This is a genomic window from Lysinibacillus sp. NPDC094403 (assembly GCF_050278745.1).
GTDB lineage: Bacteria > Bacillota > Bacilli > Bacillales_A > Planococcaceae > Lysinibacillus.
On record NZ_JBNNTL010000004.1, the window covers coordinates 177,562 to 200,180 of the forward strand.

At 32.5% G+C, this 22,619-nt stretch carries 30 protein-coding genes; 8 read left to right on the forward strand and 22 right to left on the reverse strand.

The genetic code is table 11. The annotated features are described in order from the left end of the window. Positions 1-531, reverse strand: a complete 531-nt coding sequence (locus tag ACQKMV_RS09360; protein WP_427503565.1) for a hypothetical protein — start codon at positions 529-531, stop codon at positions 1-3. 174 nt (positions 532-705) lie between these two features. On the opposite strand from ACQKMV_RS09360, the gene ACQKMV_RS09365 reads away from it, so the two are divergent. Together ACQKMV_RS09365 and ACQKMV_RS09370 are read left to right on the forward strand one after the other, a co-directional pair. Beyond that, positions 706-1,086, forward strand: coding sequence for a hypothetical protein (locus ACQKMV_RS09365; protein ID WP_427503566.1), 381 nt, complete (start codon positions 706-708; stop codon positions 1,084-1,086). 578 nt (positions 1,087-1,664) lie between these two features. Further along, positions 1,665-2,780 carry a hypothetical protein gene (locus tag ACQKMV_RS09370; protein WP_427503567.1) on the forward strand — a complete coding sequence of 372 codons (1,116 nt, stop codon included), beginning with the start codon at positions 1,665-1,667 and terminating at the stop codon, positions 2,778-2,780. A 291-nt stretch (positions 2,781-3,071) separates the two neighbouring features. On the opposite strand, the gene ACQKMV_RS09375 is transcribed toward ACQKMV_RS09370, so the two are convergent. From ACQKMV_RS09375 to ACQKMV_RS09385, 3 genes are all read right to left on the reverse strand, one after another. After that, entirely contained in the window at positions 3,072-3,602 is a 531-nt protein-coding gene (locus ACQKMV_RS09375) for a hypothetical protein (RefSeq protein WP_427503568.1), read from the reverse strand. A gap of 158 nt (positions 3,603-3,760) precedes the next feature. Beyond that, positions 3,761-4,525 (reverse strand): helix-turn-helix transcriptional regulator, encoded by a 765-nt coding sequence (locus ACQKMV_RS09380; RefSeq protein WP_427503570.1) that lies wholly within the window; start codon positions 4,523-4,525, stop codon positions 3,761-3,763. 34 nt (positions 4,526-4,559) lie between these two features. Beyond that, positions 4,560-4,754 (reverse strand): hypothetical protein, encoded by a 195-nt coding sequence (locus ACQKMV_RS09385; RefSeq protein WP_427503571.1) that lies wholly within the window; start codon positions 4,752-4,754, stop codon positions 4,560-4,562. 206 nt (positions 4,755-4,960) lie between these two features. On the opposite strand from ACQKMV_RS09385, the gene ACQKMV_RS09390 reads away from it, so the two are divergent. Further along, positions 4,961-5,167 carry a helix-turn-helix transcriptional regulator gene (locus ACQKMV_RS09390; protein ID WP_402758515.1) on the forward strand — a complete coding sequence of 69 codons (207 nt, stop codon included), beginning with the start codon at positions 4,961-4,963 and terminating at the stop codon, positions 5,165-5,167. A 417-nt stretch (positions 5,168-5,584) separates the two neighbouring features. Here the strand turns inward: ACQKMV_RS09390 and ACQKMV_RS09395 are convergent, their stop codons facing one another. The 6 genes from ACQKMV_RS09395 to ACQKMV_RS09420 form a co-directional block, all read right to left on the reverse strand. Then, the gene (locus tag ACQKMV_RS09395) at positions 5,585-6,358 is read right to left on the reverse strand and encodes a hypothetical protein (RefSeq protein WP_427503572.1); all 774 of its coding nucleotides are present in this window, start codon (positions 6,356-6,358) and stop codon (positions 5,585-5,587) included. Further along, positions 6,342-7,448 carry an AAA family ATPase gene (locus tag ACQKMV_RS09400; RefSeq protein WP_427503573.1) on the reverse strand — a complete coding sequence of 369 codons (1,107 nt, stop codon included), beginning with the start codon at positions 7,446-7,448 and terminating at the stop codon, positions 6,342-6,344. Before ACQKMV_RS09400 ends, ACQKMV_RS09395 begins: the two co-directional genes overlap by 17 nt. A 331-nt stretch (positions 7,449-7,779) precedes the next feature. Continuing rightward, positions 7,780-8,370 carry a hypothetical protein gene (locus ACQKMV_RS09405; RefSeq protein WP_427503574.1) on the reverse strand — a complete coding sequence of 197 codons (591 nt, stop codon included), beginning with the start codon at positions 8,368-8,370 and terminating at the stop codon, positions 7,780-7,782. Positions 8,371-8,503: 133 nt separating this feature from the next. Continuing rightward, positions 8,504-9,034, reverse strand: coding sequence for a hypothetical protein (locus ACQKMV_RS09410; protein ID WP_427503576.1), 531 nt, complete (start codon positions 9,032-9,034; stop codon positions 8,504-8,506). Positions 9,035-9,113: 79 nt separating this feature from the next. Beyond that, positions 9,114-9,437 (reverse strand): hypothetical protein, encoded by a 324-nt coding sequence (locus ACQKMV_RS09415; RefSeq protein WP_427503577.1) that lies wholly within the window; start codon positions 9,435-9,437, stop codon positions 9,114-9,116. 161 nt (positions 9,438-9,598) lie between these two features. Continuing rightward, entirely contained in the window at positions 9,599-10,141 is a 543-nt protein-coding gene (locus ACQKMV_RS09420) for a DUF1643 domain-containing protein (protein ID WP_427503578.1), read from the reverse strand. Positions 10,142-10,436: 295 nt separating this feature from the next. Here ACQKMV_RS09420 and ACQKMV_RS09425 point away from each other — a divergent pair, with 295 nt between their 5' ends. From ACQKMV_RS09425 to ACQKMV_RS09435, 3 genes are all read left to right on the forward strand, one after another. Next, positions 10,437-11,111 carry an HIRAN domain-containing protein gene (locus ACQKMV_RS09425; protein ID WP_427503579.1) on the forward strand — a complete coding sequence of 225 codons (675 nt, stop codon included), beginning with the start codon at positions 10,437-10,439 and terminating at the stop codon, positions 11,109-11,111. 138 nt (positions 11,112-11,249) lie between these two features. After that, positions 11,250-11,393: a hypothetical protein gene (locus ACQKMV_RS09430; RefSeq protein ID WP_427503580.1), complete on the forward strand. Its 144-nt coding sequence runs from the start codon at positions 11,250-11,252 to the stop codon at positions 11,391-11,393. A 236-nt stretch (positions 11,394-11,629) separates the two neighbouring features. Further along, positions 11,630-11,824, forward strand: a complete 195-nt coding sequence (locus ACQKMV_RS09435) for a hypothetical protein (RefSeq protein WP_427503581.1) — start codon at positions 11,630-11,632, stop codon at positions 11,822-11,824. Between the two features lie 422 nt (positions 11,825-12,246). Here ACQKMV_RS09435 and ACQKMV_RS09440 read toward each other — a convergent pair whose 3' ends face one another. The 10 genes from ACQKMV_RS09440 to ACQKMV_RS09485 all read right to left on the reverse strand — a co-directional run bounded on the left by ACQKMV_RS09440 (position 12,247) and on the right by ACQKMV_RS09485 (position 18,724). Next, positions 12,247-12,993 carry a Cthe_2314 family HEPN domain-containing protein gene (locus tag ACQKMV_RS09440; RefSeq protein WP_427503583.1) on the reverse strand — a complete coding sequence of 249 codons (747 nt, stop codon included), beginning with the start codon at positions 12,991-12,993 and terminating at the stop codon, positions 12,247-12,249. A 119-nt stretch (positions 12,994-13,112) separates the two neighbouring features. Continuing rightward, on the reverse strand, positions 13,113-13,325 hold the full coding sequence (locus tag ACQKMV_RS09445; protein ID WP_427503584.1) for a hypothetical protein: 213 nt from the start codon (positions 13,323-13,325) through the stop codon (positions 13,113-13,115). A gap of 187 nt (positions 13,326-13,512) precedes the next feature. Continuing rightward, positions 13,513-14,430, reverse strand: coding sequence for a hypothetical protein (locus tag ACQKMV_RS09450; RefSeq protein WP_427503585.1), 918 nt, complete (start codon positions 14,428-14,430; stop codon positions 13,513-13,515). Between the two features lie 50 nt (positions 14,431-14,480). Beyond that, on the reverse strand, positions 14,481-15,383 hold the full coding sequence (locus ACQKMV_RS09455; protein ID WP_427503586.1) for a head maturation protease, ClpP-related: 903 nt from the start codon (positions 15,381-15,383) through the stop codon (positions 14,481-14,483). A gap of 498 nt (positions 15,384-15,881) precedes the next feature. Continuing rightward, positions 15,882-16,427, reverse strand: a complete 546-nt coding sequence (locus tag ACQKMV_RS09460; protein WP_427503588.1) for a hypothetical protein — start codon at positions 16,425-16,427, stop codon at positions 15,882-15,884. A gap of 16 nt (positions 16,428-16,443) precedes the next feature. Further along, a complete protein-coding gene (locus tag ACQKMV_RS09465; RefSeq protein WP_427503589.1) occupies positions 16,444-16,827 on the reverse strand; it encodes a hypothetical protein in 384 nt (127 codons plus the stop codon). Between the two features lie 39 nt (positions 16,828-16,866). After that, positions 16,867-17,736 carry a hypothetical protein gene (locus ACQKMV_RS09470; RefSeq protein WP_427503590.1) on the reverse strand — a complete coding sequence of 290 codons (870 nt, stop codon included), beginning with the start codon at positions 17,734-17,736 and terminating at the stop codon, positions 16,867-16,869. A gap of 53 nt (positions 17,737-17,789) precedes the next feature. After that, entirely contained in the window at positions 17,790-18,188 is a 399-nt protein-coding gene (locus tag ACQKMV_RS09475; protein ID WP_427503591.1) for a hypothetical protein, read from the reverse strand. A gap of 80 nt (positions 18,189-18,268) precedes the next feature. After that, positions 18,269-18,538, reverse strand: a complete 270-nt coding sequence (locus ACQKMV_RS09480) for a hypothetical protein (RefSeq protein ID WP_427503592.1) — start codon at positions 18,536-18,538, stop codon at positions 18,269-18,271. 12 nt (positions 18,539-18,550) lie between these two features. Further along, the gene (locus tag ACQKMV_RS09485) at positions 18,551-18,724 is read right to left on the reverse strand and encodes a helix-turn-helix domain-containing protein (protein WP_427503594.1); all 174 of its coding nucleotides are present in this window, start codon (positions 18,722-18,724) and stop codon (positions 18,551-18,553) included. Positions 18,725-18,865: 141 nt separating this feature from the next. On the opposite strand from ACQKMV_RS09485, the gene ACQKMV_RS09490 reads away from it, so the two are divergent. Both ACQKMV_RS09490 and ACQKMV_RS09495 read left to right on the forward strand, forming a co-directional pair. Further along, a complete protein-coding gene (locus tag ACQKMV_RS09490) occupies positions 18,866-19,582 on the forward strand; it encodes a helix-turn-helix domain-containing protein (protein ID WP_427503596.1) in 717 nt (238 codons plus the stop codon). A 57-nt stretch (positions 19,583-19,639) separates the two neighbouring features. Next, a complete protein-coding gene (locus ACQKMV_RS09495) occupies positions 19,640-20,842 on the forward strand; it encodes a tyrosine-type recombinase/integrase (RefSeq protein WP_427503597.1) in 1,203 nt (400 codons plus the stop codon). Between the two features lie 44 nt (positions 20,843-20,886). Here the strand turns inward: ACQKMV_RS09495 and ACQKMV_RS09500 are convergent, their stop codons facing one another. Together ACQKMV_RS09500 and phnE are read right to left on the reverse strand one after the other, a co-directional pair. Further along, positions 20,887-21,621 (reverse strand): hypothetical protein, encoded by a 735-nt coding sequence (locus tag ACQKMV_RS09500; protein ID WP_427503598.1) that lies wholly within the window; start codon positions 21,619-21,621, stop codon positions 20,887-20,889. A 181-nt stretch (positions 21,622-21,802) separates the two neighbouring features. Then, the gene (gene phnE / locus ACQKMV_RS09505) at positions 21,803-22,609 is read right to left on the reverse strand and encodes a phosphonate ABC transporter, permease protein PhnE (RefSeq protein WP_427503599.1); all 807 of its coding nucleotides are present in this window, start codon (positions 22,607-22,609) and stop codon (positions 21,803-21,805) included. Between the last annotated feature and the right edge of the window lie 10 nt (positions 22,610-22,619).

A 22,619-nucleotide genomic window follows, 5' to 3' on the forward strand; every position in this document is an offset into this window, starting at 1 on the left:
TTATAAAAATTTCTTATCATAAGACCTTACAAACAGTGTTCCTTCCTTCACTTCTACAACAAGTACCGTCGTATCGTAATCAATAGCCTCATTGTCATAACCTGTTGCTCGCTTCGAAATCATACCACTAGTCGTTTCAATAACTACCTCTCCAAAACCGTCTGTCGGGATAGGTACAATAACCTTTCCTAACTGTCCACCAAGCGATTCTTCCGTATAGGCTAAAGAAACATCGGCCGATCGTAGCGGAACAAGAACGAATAAATAAAATAGTGCACTTAAAATAGCTCCGATGATACAAGCAGCAACAATGTTCCAAACGCTAGGGAAGAAGGCTAATTTTTCTAGAATAAATCCTGTTGCTGACATCAACGTAATGAAAGATAGAATGACACTTGGATTTAATATCGGTAGCCCCTCTCCAATGCCCTCGACAGCATCACTAAAAAACGTGAATAAAAGAGTTACAAGGCCCCCAAATATTAATCCCACTAAAAAGATTTGCTCGAGTGAATAGCCAAATAGCGTCAAGTTGTTCACCCCTTTTCATTGTATTACCTACTATACGGATGCAGCCTACAAAAAGTTTCGTAATTTTTAACATTTTCTTAATTTTCAAATGATAGGTTTTGAAATAGTAAACTTCTTAAAGTATTATTAGCCATGTTACAATAAAGGGAATAATGGCAACTAAGGAGATATTACATGAGGCTTTCAACCATTTTAAATTTTTGTATTCTTGTATTTTTCACCTTACTATTCGTCAATGATTTTTTCCCACACACTACAATAGCTGGAACATTGTCTAAAAAAATCATCCTACTTATATTAATAGCTCTTGTGATCGTGCAAATTGCGACAGACAAGGGTAGATATAAAAAGCTTTCAAAAAAAGCCTATGTTGGCTTAACAGTATATACAGTCGGTCTTTGGGTTGTACTAACATTGCTTGGTGGCCAGTCACAATTAGGTCTTTCCTTTAATAGTCCTATTTTTTATATTATCGTACTATTTCTTGCGTTTGATTTACTACGTGTCTATCGTCAATCAAAGCAAGAGCGGTCAGAGGAAAAAGCAAAACAATAAATACGGCTCATCACCAAAAGTTGGGATGCCATTTGTTAAAACATTTACCATAATATTAGTTGATTGGGTGGAGGCTGGGCGACGCCTTGGGGATTAGCGCCCAGACGGAACGGAAATCAACCCCACGTTATGATACCATCCCTTTATTTCTATCTAGGAAAATAAAAAGCATGTCACCGAATGGGCTTTACTTGGAAGCTCCAATCGGCAGACATGCTTTTCTTAAGATTCTAGTACATTTAATGTGGATTGAATGCATGCAATATCTAAAAACACCTATAAACATTGGTATATCAATACATCTGTGAATTTCGTGTAATTTTAAGCTATGCAAACTAAAGCATATAAAAGTATAGTTTTGGGGCTAATTGGGGCTAGATTGGGGCTAATAAAATATGGCGAGCGTGTGTACAGGAATGTGTGAGTTATTTAGATTGGGGCTAACCGCTTCAATCTTTTTTAATATCCTTTTTATTTTGCATTAAAATTTTAGTTCAGATAAGATATCAGTAAACATAGAAAGTAAATTCATCGATCGTTATCAAAAATCTAAATCTACAAACAGGAGGCTTATAAATATGAGCAATAGTTCAGAAGAGTTCATTCCCTCTCTATATGACAAAATGATTGATAATACTTCGTATACGAATAGCAATAATAAAGTCACAAGAATTATTGTAGACACACATAATCAAAATAGAAAAAAATCCATACATTCTGAATGCATACTCAAAGACTCCTTTTTAGGAAGTTGTAATGGAATAATAAATGCGCATTCAATACAAAATAGTGGGATTTTAGATAAACTTTCAGAGAACAACTACGTATTACCGCTAGATAATTTTACTGAACTTTTTAATATTGATATTGAAAAATTATTACTCGGTAAAAATGAAGCAACAATTTTTAGAGGTTTCTGCAAAAAGCATGATGAAGTATTTCGCCCAATTGAAGATATAGAATATGGTTATAATAAAGAATTACAGAACTATCTTTTTGCCTACCGTGCATTCTGTAAAAGATACATAGACTCAAAGTCAAGTTATAATTATTATTCGAAACGCTTTTCTGATTTTGTTGACTCGGAGAAGTTAGAAGGAGTAATAGAAAAACATGCAGATATACCTATCCAAAGAAAAGAAATACGTGAACACAAAAAAACATATACGAATAAAAGGCAAGTTAAAAGAATGGAAGAATTTAATAAGTTATTAAAAAAAAATGAACAACTTAAATTTATTTTTAATACTAATTTAGAAAAGCAAAGGTATTTTAAAATACAAACTCTAGAGTTAGAATTTAGTGCAAAAAATATTCTAGCTTGTTCTTCTATGATTGATATTGCTACTGATTTTCAAGGGAAATTATTTAATAAGAATTTAAAATATCCTTTATTCCTTTCAGTACTCCCTGTTGGTGATACTACAAAAGTTTTAATTAGTTATTTAAAAACACATTCAACCTATCTAGAAAGAATTATCAATGTTATTAAAAATTCAAATGTACATCAACAAGAAATTATTTTATCCAACATTCTTATTAAGAATGCCAATAACATTATTTTCAATCCTCTAGAATTCAGAAAATTTAACGAGAAATCAATAAAAATAATAGCAGGTGGACAATTACGAAGAACTCAAAGTACAAATGAGCCTTTGGTTACACTAAAACTAAATATTTTTAGACCTCAATAATGACCACTATACCATACAAAGGACTTAAATCTAAAAACAAGGATACAGGGCAGACATTTACAAAAGATTGAAGCTTTATGCCTCAATCTTTTTTGTTTGGCCAAAATAAAAGCACCCAAACTATTTATTGTGGATGCCTTCTTGATCTATTTAACAATTTTAAGGTGCTGTTTCTTGTTGAGCTTCAACTGGCTTCTCATGCTGCACATACATAATTAAATATTTGAAGTAGCCACAATAATGGTTGAGACTGCTCACAGGTTTTGATTTAGTCAATTTACATTGTTTTCTTTAGTCGTTGTTAGCGCATCGGCTTTTTTCTTGGCTTCTATCCACAACTTTAGCTACTGCTTCATTTATATACGTTAACACTTCCTCAAAACTTTTCGGGTCTCTACCAAATTCCTTGATAAATGTCTTTATATTGTTTTCCATAGTAAAGTAGCTCCAACCTTCTGCGCTGTTTATATCAAGCTTAGTAGCTACATCGATAGATTGCTCTGAATCGCATTTAACTACTGTGTTGAATAGTTCTTCTGAATGAATGTTAATTGCTTCAACTTCTTTTGCCATTTCTTTAAACAATGGATAGAATCCCATATCAATTAAACGAACAGTATCACGTATTTCATTTATAGATAGATATGACATGCCAGGATCTTTATCCCAACCTTTATAAGTGATTTCATCAATCCTTTCCATTAGCTTTGATACTGCGTTCTTTACAACCTCCATCTGAATCATCTGTGCTGTTAAGTTATATACATTGCCACTATTTTCTTGTACGACTGATTGTAATGAGTGTTGTGTTTGTTGTTCCATGCTCTTCATTTCCCTTCTATTAAATATATGTGTTTTTTGTTTGCTACTGCTTTTAAAAGTAATTGTTTATTCCTATCAGACATAACCCGCCATTCTCTAGCTGTTACTTTCATGTGTCCTTACTTCCTTTCCTATTAAAATACTTCTGTTGGTCTATTTCATTCAGTTAACCAGTTGTAAAAGGGCACTGCGCGCACATTCACAGGCTTATCCTTCACAGGTGATGTTTTTATTATGGGATGCTTATATCTACGTTGTAATGCCTTCTTATGAGCCCCTACGAATATGGCACGTATTGTTTTAGTGACCGTCAGCACACCGTCTCTAATATCGTTGGCCATTTTAAAAATAACGTTCTTGGCCAATATGAATTCCTGGACGTTACTTACATTGGATGCTAGTACCACTTTATGCATCTCATCCTTAAAGTTATCGGGGATAGGTAATGAATGCATAAAATCAAATAGCATTTGTTGATACTCATTCATAAACTCTTTGCATGCTTCTTTTTCAGCATTAGCTCGATTATAAGCTTCTTGTAATGGGACAACCTCACATTCCTCGATAGGCTCGGCAGGATCTTCGCATGTTTCAGATTGGCTAGGCAAAATAATATAGATGTTTGCACCACGTCCTCCCTTTACCTTCGTAGTTGAATGTTTCTTGATGATTCCTAGTGATTCCAATTTTGAAATAGCTCGATAAACTGTCTTTGTACTAATCTCCAATGCTGCAGCAATTGTAGCAGCTTTCAAATGACACGCTCCTGGATATTCCAAAGCGTGACTAGTAAGTTTGAAAACGATGGCACGCTCTGATTCCGTTAAATCGTAGTAGTATGCTACCATGTGATTTTCTACAGCTGTGTCCATATCTGATACTGATTCAAATGTTACGTATTGTGCTAAGTATTCAAATGCCATCGTTTTCACCTCACTTTCTATCACTGGTATACCTTTACTTAAATGCCTTACGTAAATTTCCACGTATCTGTTTTACTTCCAACACTGTTAATAATTCGTGATACTTCATAATGCGAGCCAGTCGTTTTGTATGCTTTCGAGCATCAGTTACCATATCCAGCTGAATCATTTTATTGTGGATGTACTCATTACGTTGTTGGGTGGTTTTCGATTGGCCACGTCCACACATTGATACCCCTCTCCTTTCTGAATGTCGGCTATTTCTAGTCCATTCACCGACTAACCTTTGACGGTTGTTAAATGTTCCTTATTAGTTACATAATAAAACCAATATATTTAAAAGTCAACATCAAACAGTACTTTTGATTTCATTTTGTAACCAAAAGGTTTATTAATGTTCTCTTTAGGTATATAATTTTTAAGAGGTGATATTTTATGATGGGAACTAAAATCAAAATGGTTTTGGTTAAAAAGGGAATGAATGTTGTACAATTAGCGGAATTGCTAGGGACAACTCCACAAAATCTATACAAGAAATTCAAAAGAGATAACTTTAGTGAAAAAGAACTTGTGGAAATAGCAAATGTATTGGAAATTAAATTTGAAGGTTTCTTCTTCTTGGAGAATGGGGATAAAATTTAACATCCACACAACAAATAACACTTCCGGCTCATCGTGCAGCTGAAAGTGTTATTCTTTTGGTCATAATAAAAAGCAACCACATTTCTGTAGCTGCTTGATTATAATATATTAATTATTAAGAGCATGTTTTAAAAGATTAAAAGAATAAATGATTAAGTTCCAAATTGCATCGTTTAAGACTTACTCCCCCAATGGATTTCAGCATTTCAACGGTAGGACATTACGGTGAGACATTTATAGCCTATTAACAATTAAGACCACCCCAAATTGAAGAGGTCTTATTTTAAATTACACATTTATACAACTTGTTTAAGCTTTAATATAAGAATTTGTTCTCTATCTCAATGTATAAATATGGAGCTATTACGCTCACTTATCACATACTAATAATATGTTATATCAATTTGCAAAATAGTTTTATTTAACATATCCATACTCTTCTAACATATGTAGTAAGCTTGTATTAAGTACCCAGATTAAACTTTCTTTTTCTAATTTATCGCATTGTACAGTACAGAATAATTTATATTTACTCTCTTCTTCATAAGATAAATTCTTTAGTAGATAATTTAATTTATTATTGTGAAGCTTTAATAGTGCGTTAGCTATACTAGTATCTATATCTTCAATATTACAAATACAAGTTGTAGACTCTACGATTTGTTTATAGCCACTAGTTCCTTTATATCTTTTTTTCAAATCATCTATATGTACAGTAGTTTTATTAAAAAGCGGATCTTCTAATGATTCGATATTTTTAAAGGATTCAATCATAGGATAATTTAAATAGAGTTTACCTCTTCCTGTTGAATCAGAGAAATTATCCAATAAAATATCCAGCTTATTTTGGTCAAATTGCGAATCATGTGGATCAAAATCAAATACTAAAATTATGTCTCTAAAGTCTGCCTCATTTAACAAATCTGCCCCATCTAATTCAAGGTAGTCATTTAAAAACAAAGGAAGGTCAATAAATTCAAAATCTATGTTACCTTCCTCATCAGAATAATCTTTTTTTAATCTATTATAAAAAGCATAAATGTGTGTCTTGTATGCAACAATCTCTACATTTTCTATCCCATATAAATAATAGAAATGCTGGAACAGCTCTTTCTCTACTTTTTCTCCTTCAACCAAGAGCAAAACTTTGGACTTCTCCACAGTAGCCTTCACCTCAATTAAATTCTCCACTTTGATATAACTTCTCTAAATTATGACCTTGTCTTAATTCTCTTAACGTTGCATCTGCAACTGATATTATCTTATTGGGCATCATTAATAAATAGCAATCTGGGCGCATAAACTTATTATTCATTAGGTCTGTGTTATGTGTAGTAACAAGTATTTGACAATCACTTTGTTCCTTTAGTTCATGTAGCATTTTCTCTGCTAGTTCGAAATGAAAATTTGCATCAAATTCGTCTATAAATAAGAATTTAATCTTACTTAGATTCTTAATAATCAAATACATCGGTGTCAACGCTTTTGTTCCACTTGAAGCATTACTAATGAATTCTATTGGTCGTTTATGGTCAAAATATAATAATTTTTCTCCTTCAGGAGTTATATCAATTTTTAGGCTAATATTTAATCCACATTCATTTAAAAATTTCTCAAAATCTTCAACTAATCCCGAATCAATAATAGTTCGAATTAGTCCATTACCAATAAATTTAGGGCCTCTAAATTGAACAATGTTATCCGAAGGTTTTAATATTGCCATGCCTTCAATGAAATTACTTAATTCTTTTAAGATAATTAAATCATTTAATTTAGAGTTTGTTAAAATATATCTTAGAATTGTTATCTCATTATCCCATTCATCAAAATTTAGATGTTTTAGTTCACTATGATTTTTCAAATTTTCAAGATTTCCTTCTTGAGATTCAAAATCATAATTATAAAGAACTTCATTATCGATTTTTAGGCTTTCAAATTTGATTGTTGTGTTCGAAGTTTTTTCATAAATATACTCAATTTCCTTGTCTTTAATAAGAAAAATATATTCAAATCTAGCCGACTTTTCATTACTATTCGCATTCAAAAATCCAATATCTTCATGTTGACGCCTTTCATTAGGAAGAATTGTATACCTAACATCTATTAAAGCTTGACCTAGACTAGTTTTCCCTACAGCATTCTTCCCATACATTATTGCTTTATTGATTAGCCCATCCTTAATACATTCCTCATTAAATTTATAGTCTCTGACATTAGAGAAATCAATCGTAGTAGGCTCATTAAAAATTCTATAATTAGATATAGTAAACCTTTTTAGCATTAACTCCACTCCCGTAATTTTTTTACGTCACCTTCAGTATATGATACCAAAACCAGTAATATACATCCACAAAAAAAAAACTTCTTTATGTGATTCATATTCTGAACAACATTTACTCTCATTAAGCTAGTTTAAAACGGTACTTACTATAAGCCCCGACAAATACAGTTCTTAATGTGCTTGCCATTGTCAGTTCTATAGATTTCTTTGGAAGTTAGTCCCTCACAGTTATATACTTCTAGTCCTGATTCACTATGTATCAGACCTCTCAGGGCATAATAAAAAGCCTACTTATTGAGTAAGCTTTAAAAAGAAGAATATTAACTACAAGCTAAGCAAGTACTTGTGCTAAAGCAGGGAGTAATGGTGAAAATACTGACATATGATTTGCTGCTGATTCCATGAAACTTTTATATTTTTCAATAAAAGATGGTGTTCCCTTTGTTTCCTCCATGCTATCTACTAAACCTAATAGAATCATCAAATCGCTTTCAGAAGAAATATTTTTATTAATAACTGCTCTTAATTCATCAAAAATATTTTCCTGATTAATGTTAACAATATTTGAAGAATTATCTGTAGATCCTATATTTACTCTTGAGTTAGCTCCATAGAAGTGATTTGTTATGTTGGATGCCCATTCTTTATATTGCATAGATGATTCTTTTTGGACATCACATTGGTAGTGGGCATCTATAGAATGAAATTTCTCGTAATACCCCCTATCTACAACAATGTAACTCTCTTCTAATCCATTAGAAAGTGTTCGTATTAAACGATCACCTTCTTCAATTGGTAAGGTATTATCATGAATGAATATTTTGTTCTTTTGTACATTTGCCTTAATGTCAGAGTAAACCTCACCATTTTGTTTTTTTAGTATTACGGTATCCCTTGCTAATTGTTTTAATGGATTTCCCATATATTATCACCTTCCTTTACTCTATTATGATCTACAGATTTATGTAAGTCATTAACAATTTTCCATATTACCTTTAAGCAACAATACATAATAAAAAGCCACATAAGGTTGGGTGTGACTAATTAAATATGTACTATTTAATTAATGCTATAGCAGAAATAATAGTTCCAACAATAGTTATGATTATTGAAAGTCTATCTTTACTTTCTTGAACGTTATTTTTCAATATATTTTTAAAAGCTCTTATTAATTTTGTAAATTCATATAAAATTGGAATCCAAAAGATAGTGAACAAAAACACTAAAATATAGTTATTTAGCTCAATTAATTGTCCACCACTATTAATAAATTTATGAAATTCTAATATAATAGTAAAAATAATTGCAAAAGGAAAAAAGAAACGTATTATTTTAAATGAACTAAAGCTAATAATTTCAGGTTTACTGTAAATATAAATGCCTTCAATAAGCATCACTAAAGCACCTATAAATATCGTCATCTCACCTGCACTAAAATAATTAAAAATTTCTGAGATAATTCTATTATTTTCAATCCACAATTTTGCTGATACTAAAGCAAAAACAATAGATAGTCCTAACAGTATTAAAAATTCCGCCATTTTCTGAATACGTATGTTTTTAAATATCATAGCTCTTCTTTTCATAACAGTTCTCCAATTTTATACTTACTTTAATTATTGATAAAGAAATAGAAGCCACACCTTATTAGATGTGACTAATAATTTATTTCCATACTACTTTTTGAAATCTTTCACGTTCTGTATGATTCTTTCTAAGTATTTTTAAGAAATCGTCCTTGGAAGGTTGGTCAATAATATCTGAAACATCATTCGAAGTCCACTTTCTATTTCCTATACGATACCCTTCTTCGTTTAATCTATTTGCAACTTCAACAACTCTTCCACAGTGTGAGTAGTATTTTATTGCTTTTTGCTCTGGAGTATTTTCAGGATATGATTCAGCAGATTTTACAAAATCTTCTATTTTCCGAATTGCTTCCTTTAAAATATTTATATCTTTTTGTGCATTTTCTACAGTGTATTTCATTCTATCCCTCCTTTCTTTATTAATCATAGTTTGTTTGAAATTACATTCCAATAATACAAATCTGACAAAAAATCAAAACACCTACCGAAGTAAGTGTTTTGAAAAGACCATTTATTCAATTCATCACGGAGTGGTTTTGATTATTTTTATACTATTAGTTTTTACCATTTATTCAAAGTTGGATTTCCATTCCACATACGTCCATGTCGAGGATTACCAGTTTCTGTTTTTTCACCTACATGATAAACTTTGTTAATGTCTATAATACTAAAAATGTATTCCACTCTCTCTTTTACTATACTAGGAACAATACCTTCACAATTTCCCCATGCGATTATAATTTTATCTACAGTATCACATGTATCTTTAATTATTTGGTTACATTTCTGATAATCACCCAATAAAATATTGGAATTTAATTCAATTAAGTTTTCAGGATCTGGTTCCCGATATGGAAATAAGTTTAAAATATCTACTTTATTATATCCATTTGAATTACACCAACAAAGTACTTTACCAATTGTCCTATCAACCTTCTCAACATTATTATATAACCCAGCCTTGGACGGGTTCATTAAAATAATACTTACACTCTCAGAAATAGGATTATTTCTTGATTCAAAACTCAATAAATATCGATAATTATTTATAGAATCATCATTTACGATTCTATAATATTGTAACGATTTAGGTTTAGAAGCCATTTAATCATTCCTTTGCCTATTAATATATTGTACTCTTAAATTAGTATTAACCATTCTTGCATATTTTATTCCTACTTATTAAAAAAATAGATAGATAGATAATTTTTCATATAAAATCAATTACCTGAGACAAGCCAATTTTCGAGATTAGGTCAACTACTTATAGATTGTAGAAAGGATATAGAACGCTTTCTACAGGCTTTGTCATCCACAGATTTATGAGAAGAGTTGTATTTTTCTTATGTACTTTTTACTCCTAATTCCCTAAAATGGGATATAAATGGAGGTTGTTATTATGACTTGGTTTAAAAAATTATTCTCTAGAAAACAAACAATCGATACACCTGAAGAAAAACAAGAATCTGAAAGAAAAGATTCAGCTGTTAAGTTAGAAGTAGGCGTATCTACTAATGAATCTAATGTAAAGTTGAATACTATTGAAGAGCCTGCACCTACAATCAACCATAATCAAGCGTCAGTTGAACACACCTTATTTACCTTTAATGTTGCTGGTGTCACAATGAAAAACGATAAAAATAAAGATATACAGCGATCATTAACACGGTATGGGAAATTGTATTGTGAAGAAAATAGTATAGACCTTTATGGCGGATATTCTAATAAAGATATTCTAGATTATGTATTTGAAATTCGTGAATTTGAAGATTTGGAGTTTGCCAATGATGAAATACAATTCATCCCAGAACCAACTAACGAATATGACGAAAATGCTATAAAAGTATTGATTGATTACGGTAACGGTGATGTAATCCATGTTGGTTATGTTCCGAAAAAGTGTACAAAAAAACTTAAAAATATATTAAAGAATAAAGAGATATCTAATATAGCGGCTCATTATGTTGGTGGGAAAATCAAAGAAATTGAATATGATTTTGAAAAAGACAAGGAGAAGGTTGTAACTAACTCTAATCTATCATTAGGTGTGCAAATAGATATTCGTTATAATTAAGTCCTCAAAATGTAGTCACTCAAACTGAGTGGCTTTTTTATTATAACTTTTGTAAAAATAGTTAAATAAATGAATAAAAACCATTGATTTTATATATACCAAGGTATATAATAAGAGTATAGAAAGGAGGTGAACAAAGTGGATTATGATAAGATTCTAGCTTACCTAGTAGCTATCGCAACAATCGCAAACTTACTTACAAGTTCAGCGAAAAACATAAGCGATATAAAAAGTAAGAAAAAAGAAAAGCGACGCACTCCCGCAAAGAAGAAACGTCGCTAACCACTGAAAGAAGGAGGTTAACCCCTCCTTCCCTATAATCTTATCACATTCATCCCATTATGAAAAATATAGGATATGTTGTTGCACTGGCATTTGCCTTGTACGTATTAACAGATATGGTTAATTGGAAAGAACCAAAGCTTTTTGACTACTCCATGATTGTCATTTACTCAATCTGCTTAATATTAGTGATTTTAAACATCGTAGTATATTTTATGAAAAGGAGAGGATAAACGTTGACTGAGCAAAAAACATCTGAAGCACAGAAACGTGCTACTCAAGCGTACCGAGAAAAAAATAGAGAAAAGACACGTAAGCAGTCGGCAAAGAGTGCAGCTAAAACTTACATTAATAAATATTGTGATCTAGTTGATCTAGCTGAATTAAAGCAGCTAATGGCAGCTCGAGAAAAGGAATTACAAGGTGAATAGTCACAAAATGACCAGGTACTCAATTTAACGAGCGCCTGGTCATTTACTGTTTATCATTGGAAAATTTAATTTTTAATCCTTCATATTCGCTACTTATCATAGTTCCAGAAAATCGATTACCTCTATCCAAAACCAAGTTGGAATATACTTCACCGTTTTCGCACAGAATATTTTTTACTAAATAAAAAGGAGGTGAGTAAAATGAAATTTATATTTATAATAAAACCTACCTTCAACCAGCTAATAATTCTTTTGCTTTTGGTAAAAATCCTCTTCTTATAAATTAAATAATTAAGAAGATGACGGCACTTCAAACAAGTGTTGTCATACTTTAAATAAAGAAATACATAATGATTATTTTGCTTTAGCATAATAAAAAGTCACATCTATTTAGAAGTAGCTTTTAAACAAAAACTAACATTTTATATCTTAGTAATTAATTTAAACCTCTCGAATTCAGTTTTTAAATATTTTATAGAATCTTGAAATATGTTTAACAATTCTGTAGATGTTGTATAATCCCCTAACCCGACTTTTGTTTTTATATTACCTTCCTTAAACCTTTTTACTCCTGAACTAATTTCATTTGGCTTTTGGTTGTGAATAAAATTATTGCGAATAGTATTTAATTTTTTTATAATTTTTTTATTATTAATGTCATTCAAAATTTTATATACATCATATTCTTCAAGTTGAAGTAATATTTTTATTACTTTTCCTCTAAAACCAGGTTTTGTTTCTTCGTCAATTTTATATTTAATGTTAACAATGTGAAAAAGAGAATCTATTAAAGCAATGAACCTTGAATACAAACTTTCAATATAGAAATTATACCAATATTGATAACCAAAGTGTTCAGGTTGAAAATTAGGATAATATATTACTTTGCCTTTCTCTTTTCTATACCATTCATCATCAGGAATACCTTTGTTATAAAAATGTTTAACTAAAACATAATTGGATATTAAATCTATTACACGATTATTAAACTCATCTTTTAAAAAGTTAATTTCAATTTCTCGGTCGGCATCTTTTTTTAGTATGTTGAAACTAATATGATTTTCTTGTTCAAAAAATAAACTATCAAAAACATCTTTTAATTCTCCAATATTACTTTCCCATTCACTTATTTCTGGTACAGTTAAGTGTTTTGCTATGTCAATCGTCATAATTACATACCTCTTTACATTAGAATCGTGGTAACATTTTCTATTAACTTTATTCTAAACTAAAAGATAAATATATGTAATTAATCCTTGAAAATAAAAACACCTACCGAAGTAAGTGTTTATATAAACAGTTTATTCAATTGCTTCATTGCTCTTTTCTTATTCTTCTCTAGTTGTTGCACCGTTATTTGCTTAACTTTTGGTGCTGGTCCTTCAATTTCATAAGAGATTTTTTGGGAACGTTGCTCTGCAGCTTCTGTGTCCGTATCATAGTATGCCTCAATGAATTTATGATGCTTTTTCACTCCCCCACATAATAGCTCATAATCCACCTTTTCTCGCTCTTTAAAGCACTTCTACAGCTTGTTTAGATTATAAGAAGAAAAACGCTCGTACGACCTCTCTAAACGGTCTATTTTTCACTGCCTTCCACCAGTGAAAAGACCACTCATAAAGAGTGGCCCTGTCAAACAAAATAGAGTTATAGCTTATTTCTAATAGAGAGCAATATACTTCTTACTATTCTTGTAAGCTAAGGACACCCATTTTTACTAATCTCTCAACCTCTTCCGATTTGAACCATTTTAATTCATATGCTGTTAACACATTGTCTTTTTTATATTGATCACCATTGTGTCGTAGATCTCGATTTACATAATAAATTAATTCATTACTTAGATTTGATACTATGTTATGATATTTCCGACAGAATTCTGTGAATGTACCGCTCTGTTCATCATTTAACCACATTGCTACAAATCGTGTTTCTGAATGATTGTTAAGATTACGTTGTTTAGCCTCTCTAATATATTGACGAGCTTCATAAGTAACGATGGCATTTACCAGCTGTGTATCTGTATTCACACGTTTTAGTATGGATTCTAAGTCTGGTTGTTGTGTGTTCATGTACATTTCATGTGAGACTTTTTCTTTGTAAGACGTTAACTGTTGAATTAAGCTGTCCAACATATCTAATCCATTTTGTATTGATGTAGAATCGAACACAATATTATTAAATGAATTGACTAATGTTAAAAGCTTTTGTTTTTCATCCACACTGATATCTGTTTCTTGTTTTGCTAAAACGTCTAGTTTCATTTGAATGGCCATTTTCTTTGCAGTAACATTTGTTAACTCCTCTTCTAAATCAGCGGCTCTCTTATGATCTCCCTCAATTTCTTGTATAGCTAAATCCTGTGCTAACGATTGCTGTTGCTCTGATAATACTTCAATATTCTCCTTAATATCATCTACTTTATTTCTAAGATGAAACGTAGCAGCCGTCGCATTCTTTAATAAATCTTTAATTTCATTAATAACTTTATTTTCAGCATTTCTATAACGCTGTTTTTCTGCAGTTATTGTGTTCATAGTTCCATCAAAAAAATTGTTTAATGTGCTTTTTACAACCTCTATTGCTTCTGTTTTTTTAGACATGAATAATCACCTTTCTTTTTAAAGAAATAATTTTTTATGATACATCTCAGTTAACTTTGAGTTACAAATGCTTCAATAAGTCCTTGTACTTCTAAAACTTCATCTGTAGAAAGATTATTAGTATCGATCCCTCTTGCATTCAAATTTTTCATCGCTTTAACAACGTTGATTGCATACTCTCCCTCCTCTTTTGTAAACGAAGGTGAAGAATTACCACGTTTAAATATTGCGGTACTTTCTAGCTGCTTTTCATGCGCTTTCAATAATTGCAAATCTCTATTTTGTGGCGGAATGGCACTGCTATTTGTTCCTACCTGATTACTCTTTTGCGCTAACTCCTGACGCATCTTATCAATTACAGCCTGTGGCAAAGCGCCATTTGTTAACAATGGAATATCAAAACTCGCAACAGCGGCTACTTCCTGTTCAAACATGATTGTATCGATAAAACCTAACTCTTTAGCTTTCTGTGCGTTCATCCAGGTTTCTTTATCCATCATGTCCTTTAGTTTTGTTTCACTCAAACCAGTTTTGGCAGTATAAGCATTCACAATAGACTTGTTAATGTTTTGAAGAAATTCACTTCTATGATTCATTGTGCGATAATCGCCCTGTGCAGAAACGCTTGCGTTATGAATCATTAATTGAGCTGTAGGAGACATTTCAACGCGGCTACCGGCCATGGCAATTACACTTGCTGCTGATGCAGCTAAACCCACAATTTGAACGGTTACTTCTCCAGAAAATGATTTTAGTGCTGTATATATTTCAGAGGCACTAAAAACAGAGCCACCTCCACTGTTTATTAAAACGTTCACTTTCGTAGACTTTGTTTTTTTAGCAGAATCTAATTGTTTGTTGATATTACCTGGACTAGTCGCAGGTATATTGAAATAATCGTAAATCTGTTGCTCGCTATCTGAAATTATTGGACCACGTATATTAATATTCATTTGTTCTCAAATCCTTTCTTTACTTTCGTTTTGTATACACACCTCACTTTCGCTTTCAGGCTTATATCCTTGCTTCATTTTCCAAAACATAAGATGAAGGATTTTTTTCAAAGTTGTAACTTTCAACTCCCACAAGCGAAAGCGAAAGTAAAATTTTTGGAATAAAAATAGATGACTTTTGGGGCTCGCAAGCCCCGCATGCAACAAGAGTCCTATAAGAACCTACGCAAACTGGCTGGACTCCGGATTGAAATCAAAAACCACACCCCCTAATAAAGAAAAGCCCAATAACATACACATCGCTGTGCAGTTACTGGACTTCATGAGTCTCTATTATTATTTAACTTGTAACGATTGATTGCTTTACATCGTGTGCATTGTACTTCTAAAACACACTGGGTAAGTGTAGCACCAGCTTCATATTCACTCGAAGCTTTTAATAATAACTTTCCGCATTTTGTGCATCGTAGTTCTTTCATAAAGTCACCTCATTATCTTTTAAGTATTAAGAGAATTACGCGTGTGCTGCTCTTTCATTTTTTCATCACGCCAATAACGTTCACCAATTAATGTTAGATTGTTTATGACAGCATTCCTTAAAGTCTCATAGTCTACCTTCTGAGACTGCTCAAAATAGCGTATAAACAGTTCTTTATCTTCCACACTAATTAGTTCGCATATCTCCTTGAATCGCTTGTATTGAAGCCTAATACGTTCTAGCCGTTTCTTGTAAGATGCCTTCTCGTCAATAATCATAAATGCTAGAATATCCGACCTACTCGAAATAGATTGTTCATTATCATAAATAGACACGCCATAACTAAATTCGTACAGCTGAGCAAAGTGTGCTGCTTGTCTTTTCTCCAAATAGTTTGCTAGTTTGTTGGCCTGGGCATCCATCCACAATGAATACATATACTTCCTTACTTTTTGTTCTAGTTCTGAAACAAAAGTATCTGAATCACTTTCAATTTCATAAGGTGTGTCAGCTGTAATAAGTGCTAATTGTTCACCGAAGTCTTCTGAAATTGTGGTTTGATTCATGCAGCACATCCTCCTTTCAACTAAACCTAACCGGATAGTTTGTTTGAATTAAATACTCAATTTTCACACCTGTATCAAGATTTAAATACAATGAAATCTTTATCATGGCTGCATCTCTAATCTTTGTATATGTCATTGCACTTATTGGTGGATCAAACTTTAAATTGTAGACGTGATAATCTGTCAAGTATTCACTATTAGCTGACAAATACCTTGCTTCAATTAGAAAGCGTTCTGGTGTCGGTAATCTCTCAATAGCTCGTTCAATCATTTGGTGAAAGGCAACATTATCATTATCTGGATCAGTAATTTTAGAAATTCGATATCGTGCCAATTCCTCTACAACAGCTTTACGAATTTTCACTTTCTCTACTCTAGTTAAGTGTTTTAATAGTTCCATTGGTATCATCCTCGCTCCTTACTTTTGACAACCTATATTTCAATCACTCCAATCAAAATCATTTGGATCACTCCCGTCTTGTATCCAGCGTTGGAACTCTATTTCTTTATCTCTAGGATCATATTGCGGTTTTTGTTTTGGTTGAGAAGGTTTTTTATCTGCATTCATTTTGATAGCTAGCTCCATAAATCTCTCACGAAGCTTTTTGGATGATAGTACATTTGTTTTCCAAAATGAATCTTGTGTTACCCAATCCATTACTTGCTTCGCTAGATGTTTATCTACTCCATCAAGCTCGATTAATTTACGCATATCATCAGCCCAGGTTTGCATATTGGACTTTTTAATCAAATGAGATATTCCAGCTTCATTTGCAACTGCTGAAACTTTCTCATGAAAGTACATTGCCATTTTGAAATAGGTGTTATCCTCGTCATATTTTTTTTGACGAGTAGTATTTATATCTTTTATATCTTTTATATCTTTATTACATCCCTCAAATCTGAGGGTTCTCTCCACCAAATTTGAGGGTTCTCTCTCCAAATCTGAGGGTTCTCTACTTTCAGAACCGTCATTTTTGAGGGTTCTATTTTTATAGAATTTCTTTGAGTTTTTCACTTTAAAAATATTTCCATAGGGGGTTCGCTTTGTGGTTATATATCCGTGTTTTTTTAAAGTTGAAATATTTCTTTCAACTTTCGCCAGACTGTAACCTAACGATTCGGACATTTCAATATTTTTAACAGGCCTACCACCAAGAACAATGCCGATAGTTTCATCATTTTCGACGACTTCTTTTGTAACTTTAGATATTAACCACAAAAACTCCCATAAAGCCGAACCAATTTTTTCGACATGTTCTGGCTCGAGTAGACCCGTGAAAACTGGAAAAAAGAAATTATCAGACATCGTCACCACCACCTTGTCAATGCCTATGTTGCTTAAACTGTGCAGCTGCTCTTTTATTCTTCATTTTCTAATTCAAGCTGCAAAAATGCTTGTGTAGCTTGCTCATGAGTTATGAACCCTTGTTTAAGGGCAAACATTACTTTACTTATTTTTAGGCTTTTTTCCGTTAAAACTGCTAGTTTGTTTCCTTGAGGGTCTAGCTTCACCCTTACTTGAGCACCTTCATAAACTGATGAACCACGATTCCATACCTGACTTGAATCGTGTTCAACAAGTGTATCTAATATATCTTTAATAGTAATAGCTTTGTATTGGTCATCCTCTTTTACTTCGATATGATCACCTTCCACTAAATCCATGTACGAAAAACGGCCATTTACTTTGTGCAATAAGGAAACAATATCAATGCCAAAATGCACAGTTATACGTCCAATTAAATATTCTTCATTCATCTATTTCCCCACCTTGAATTTTATATGTGTCAATCTGACACTCAATCCTGTACACACGCTTCGCCCAAGCATATTTTTAATTACCATTCACTTGTAATTTCACTTATTACTTCAAAAGCCTGTCTCGCTGGCCACCAGCGTTTACGATTTTTCTTAACCTCAATGGCTCGCATACGTACATCACATACAAGTTCACTTTCTAAAAATCTTGGTGACATGTTCGTTAGTTCTGCCATTTTGTTTAAATCAATCCACCACAATAGTTCTCTTATTTCCTCATCAAGCCGTTTCTCTATGTATTGCCGAATGGCTTGTTTGTCCAATTGCAATTCGATATTTGCTGGTAACATCTCATAGCCCCCTTATTTTACAGTTGGTATTGCTAGCCATTTATCAATAGTTTCACGATGGAAAATGATACGACCACGAATTTTTTTACAGGGAATTTCATTCAATCGAACCATCGTATAAATAGTTGCTGCACTTACACCGATTAATTCAGCAACTTCATTTACTGATAAAGTCACTTTTTCCATAAAATTAACACCTCCTGAATATGCCTGTCAGTATTAATACCGATAGAATTAATTTAAACCATTATTAAATAATTTGCAAGTTTTTAATTCTATTGGTATTATTTTTGTGAATATATAGATGAATTTTTAGGATGTGAAATGTTGACACAATTAGGCGAATTGATAAGAATAGCTAGACAAAAGAAGGGATTAACAACAACGCAATTAGCGGAAATTGTTGATTTATCTCAAGGCTATATTTCTCATTTAGAAAATAATCGAAAGAAAAACCCATCTCCTGAAGTGCTAAAAAAAATTAGTTCCGAATTAGAGATACCATTAGGTGAACTTTTGATTAAAGCTGGCTATGAGGATATGACCAGGGAGGTATTAAACAGACTAAATGAGGAGTTAAAAGAAAAGGTCACATTATATACAGATGAAATAATGACGCTAGAAATAAGAGAACATCAGTCACAAAAGTATAAGTTGTTATATGATCCTACGTTTAAAAAACAAACTGTAGAGTATTTAGTAAAACATTATAACTTTGATGGTTTAACTGATATTGGAATTAAAAGTTATACAAAGGAATTGTTAGAAGTATATCTAGATAAAACGCAATTAGAACACAAGTACAAACCTTACTCTAATGAGAATGCAATTAATTTTGCTTATGATGCATTGAATTCTCTTTACAAAAACCAAATCACAGACTATTTTAGGGTTGAAGATCTTCCTGTAAACTACTTTTATTATCTGAAAGACGACAATATTAAAGAAGGTTTAAACTATGAGTTATATGAAAAAATAACTTTTATAATCGAGAATGCAAAAGATGAAATCAGAAATTTAGAAAAGAATGTGAATAATCACTAAACCTTTTCAAATCACCTACCTATTCCTGTACACACGCTTCGCCCAAGCATGAAAGGAATGGACAAGGTGAAATTATATAAATCAGCAAAAGAACCTGAAATATATCACTATTTCAATGCAAATAAAGAAAAATTGTGGATGTTTCGACATAAGTATTATGATGCTACCGGAAAACGAAAAGAGAAGAAGAAAAGTGGCTTTAAAACAGAAAAAGCAGCATTGAAAGCCCTACTGGAATTGAAGGCTTCAACGCTGCGAGGTGAAACTAAACATATAGAAAATGATAACCTAACTGTCGGACAATGGCTAGATATGTGGTATGAAACCAATCTAAAAAAATGGAAAATTGCTTCACAGAAACAACGCGAAATGGCTATTCGTTTACAAATGAAGCCATTAATCGGTCATTTTAAACTACAACAACTAACAAAAGCGATCTATCAAAAACATTACATTAATGAATTAGAAAAGAAATATAAACCTAGTACGGTCAGATTACTTCACGATTTATTTAAAATTGCTATCAATGCAGCGGTAGAAGAAGAAATCTTAACACGGAATAAATTTCATGGAACTGTCTTGCCTTCTCTAAGAGGAAAAGAAGCAGATAAAAATTATCTTACACCTGAGCAGTTAAGTTTATTACTAAATCATATCAAACAACACGAAGATATTGCCTATTACAGTTTATTTTTAACGATTGCTTATACTGGTATGCGTAAAGGTGAGGCATTGGGGCTTCAATGGCAGAATATCGACTTTACCAATCAAACGATTACCATTGAGCGTCATAGAGGTAGTAATGGTGTAGACTCCACGAAAACAAAGAATAGTGAGCGTACCATAAAAATAGATGAAGTTGTTTTGCTGCAGTTGAAGAGTTATCGAACAGCTGTTAAAGCGCTGTTGCTGTCGCATGGTCGGAAATTACATGACGATATTACGAAAGATGATTCCTTTATTTTTATATCACCTAATACTATCGAACCTTTTGCTTCTACAGGATTAAATGCCACTTTTAATCGTATTGTAGCTGCAGTTGGGTTGCCAGCTACCACTATACACGGTTTACGGCACACACACGCTACAATTTTGATGAATAATGATATTCCTGTGAAAGCCATTGCCGAACGATTAGGGAATACCCCCGAAATAATCCATACAACATACGGGCATGTATTGAGAGAAATGGAAGATAAAATTATCGACATATTTGACCGCGCTATTGGAAATGGGGCTAAAAGTGGGGCTAGCTCATAGCTAAACCCCACTCAAAGCGCATTATATAGGCTTTAACATAGCCTTTAAGATTCTAGTACATTTAAAATTACATCAAGATCATTGACAGCAATATCTAGGCGTTCCTTTGCATCCATATTTTGCTGTTTTAATTGACTAAACTCTAGCAAATTTTTCTCATGCTTTAATTTGATAGAAGACAAGCGTTCAATGCGCGATTCTACCTTTTCAATGGCTTGCTCACAAACTGCTGTCCATATTTTTTCTGATTGCTGCATTTCAGTTGTTGATGGGTTGTGTTGACGCATAATTCGTGCATATACTACTTCAATTTGTTCAATTAGTTCAGAATAAAAGTGTCGCTCAACACGAGTTGTTTGGAATGTTGGGTGCTCTACCTCTTTTGCATATGGGGTAATTTGACGTAGTAGCTTGCCAGCATTTTCTCCGAAACCATGCGATAAATTCAATACATTCATTAACTGTAAAAGTAAACGAATTTCTTCTAGATTAATAAGCTGTGAATCGATGCTTTCCTTTAGCTTTAAAGATTCCATATAGCGTCGATCAAAGTGCTCAATTTCACCATTGCGTTGCTCTACTAAATGATCACTTGCATTGTCTTTTAAACTTTTAATATAGCGAATGGCATGGCTTTTTAGCTCTTCCATCGACAGCAAGTTGTCATTGTCTTGTTGTGGCTTTCCTCGTTGAACATACGCAAATGCATCCATTTTTTTGGGCCATTGTGCTACTGGGGTTTCATCTGTGACATTATAGCGTATATAAATTCCGTGCATTCCATATCCTCCAAGTCCATTAAACAAGTATCTCTAAAGACAATAAATCGAATACGCAATTTTTTCAAGTAAAAAACTTTTAAAGATTGAAAATCCTTCTTTTGAACAATAATTCAAAAATCCCGAATAGTCGATACTATTCAGGATTGTCTCTTTTATCATAATAAAGATTTTTACCACTTTATCCTCTGACAAGCTTTGTTCGTATACGGTTTGAAACATACTCTACGACTAAAATAAGCAATATTAGACCCAATAAAATTGCTCCTACCTCTGACCACTTATAGCCATTCATAGCAAAAATAAGTGGCGCTCCTATTCCACCAGCTCCAACTAGACCAAGTACTGTTGCATCACGCAAATTCATATCAAAACGATAGATCACAATCGATAAAAATAAAGCCGTTAGCTGTGGCAATATTCCAAATCGGATTTTCTCCATTAAAGTGCAGCCGATAGCCTCCATTGACTCTAGTACACTTTTATCTAAATCCTCAATAACATCTACATATAGCTTTGATAGCATCCCGATGGACGTCAACGACATTGTCAGTACACCAGCAAATGGACCAGGACCTGTTACCCTTATGAACATAAGTCCGTAAACAATGGCCGGAATAGTGCGAATAACGATTAACAGCAAACGAACTATAAATGCAATAGGCGTTGGTACAATGTTTGAAGCCGATAAAAAGGCTAAAGGTATTGCCAACAACGCACCTAAAATCGTACCAAGAAAGGCAATTGCCATTGTTTCAATTAATAAATAAGGGATACCACCTGTAGTAACATTAAAGATTAATGACCAATCAGGATTCAGCAACCCTACGAATATATTTTTAGCAATCTTCGTACCATTCAACGATACATTTTCGAAATGGATCGTTGACACAGACCACACAAATAACATACTTAAAATGAAGATTGTTATGATGTATGACATGCGTCTATTTGGTTGTAATTGCAATTGCTTTTCTATAGCATTCATAGCATCACCC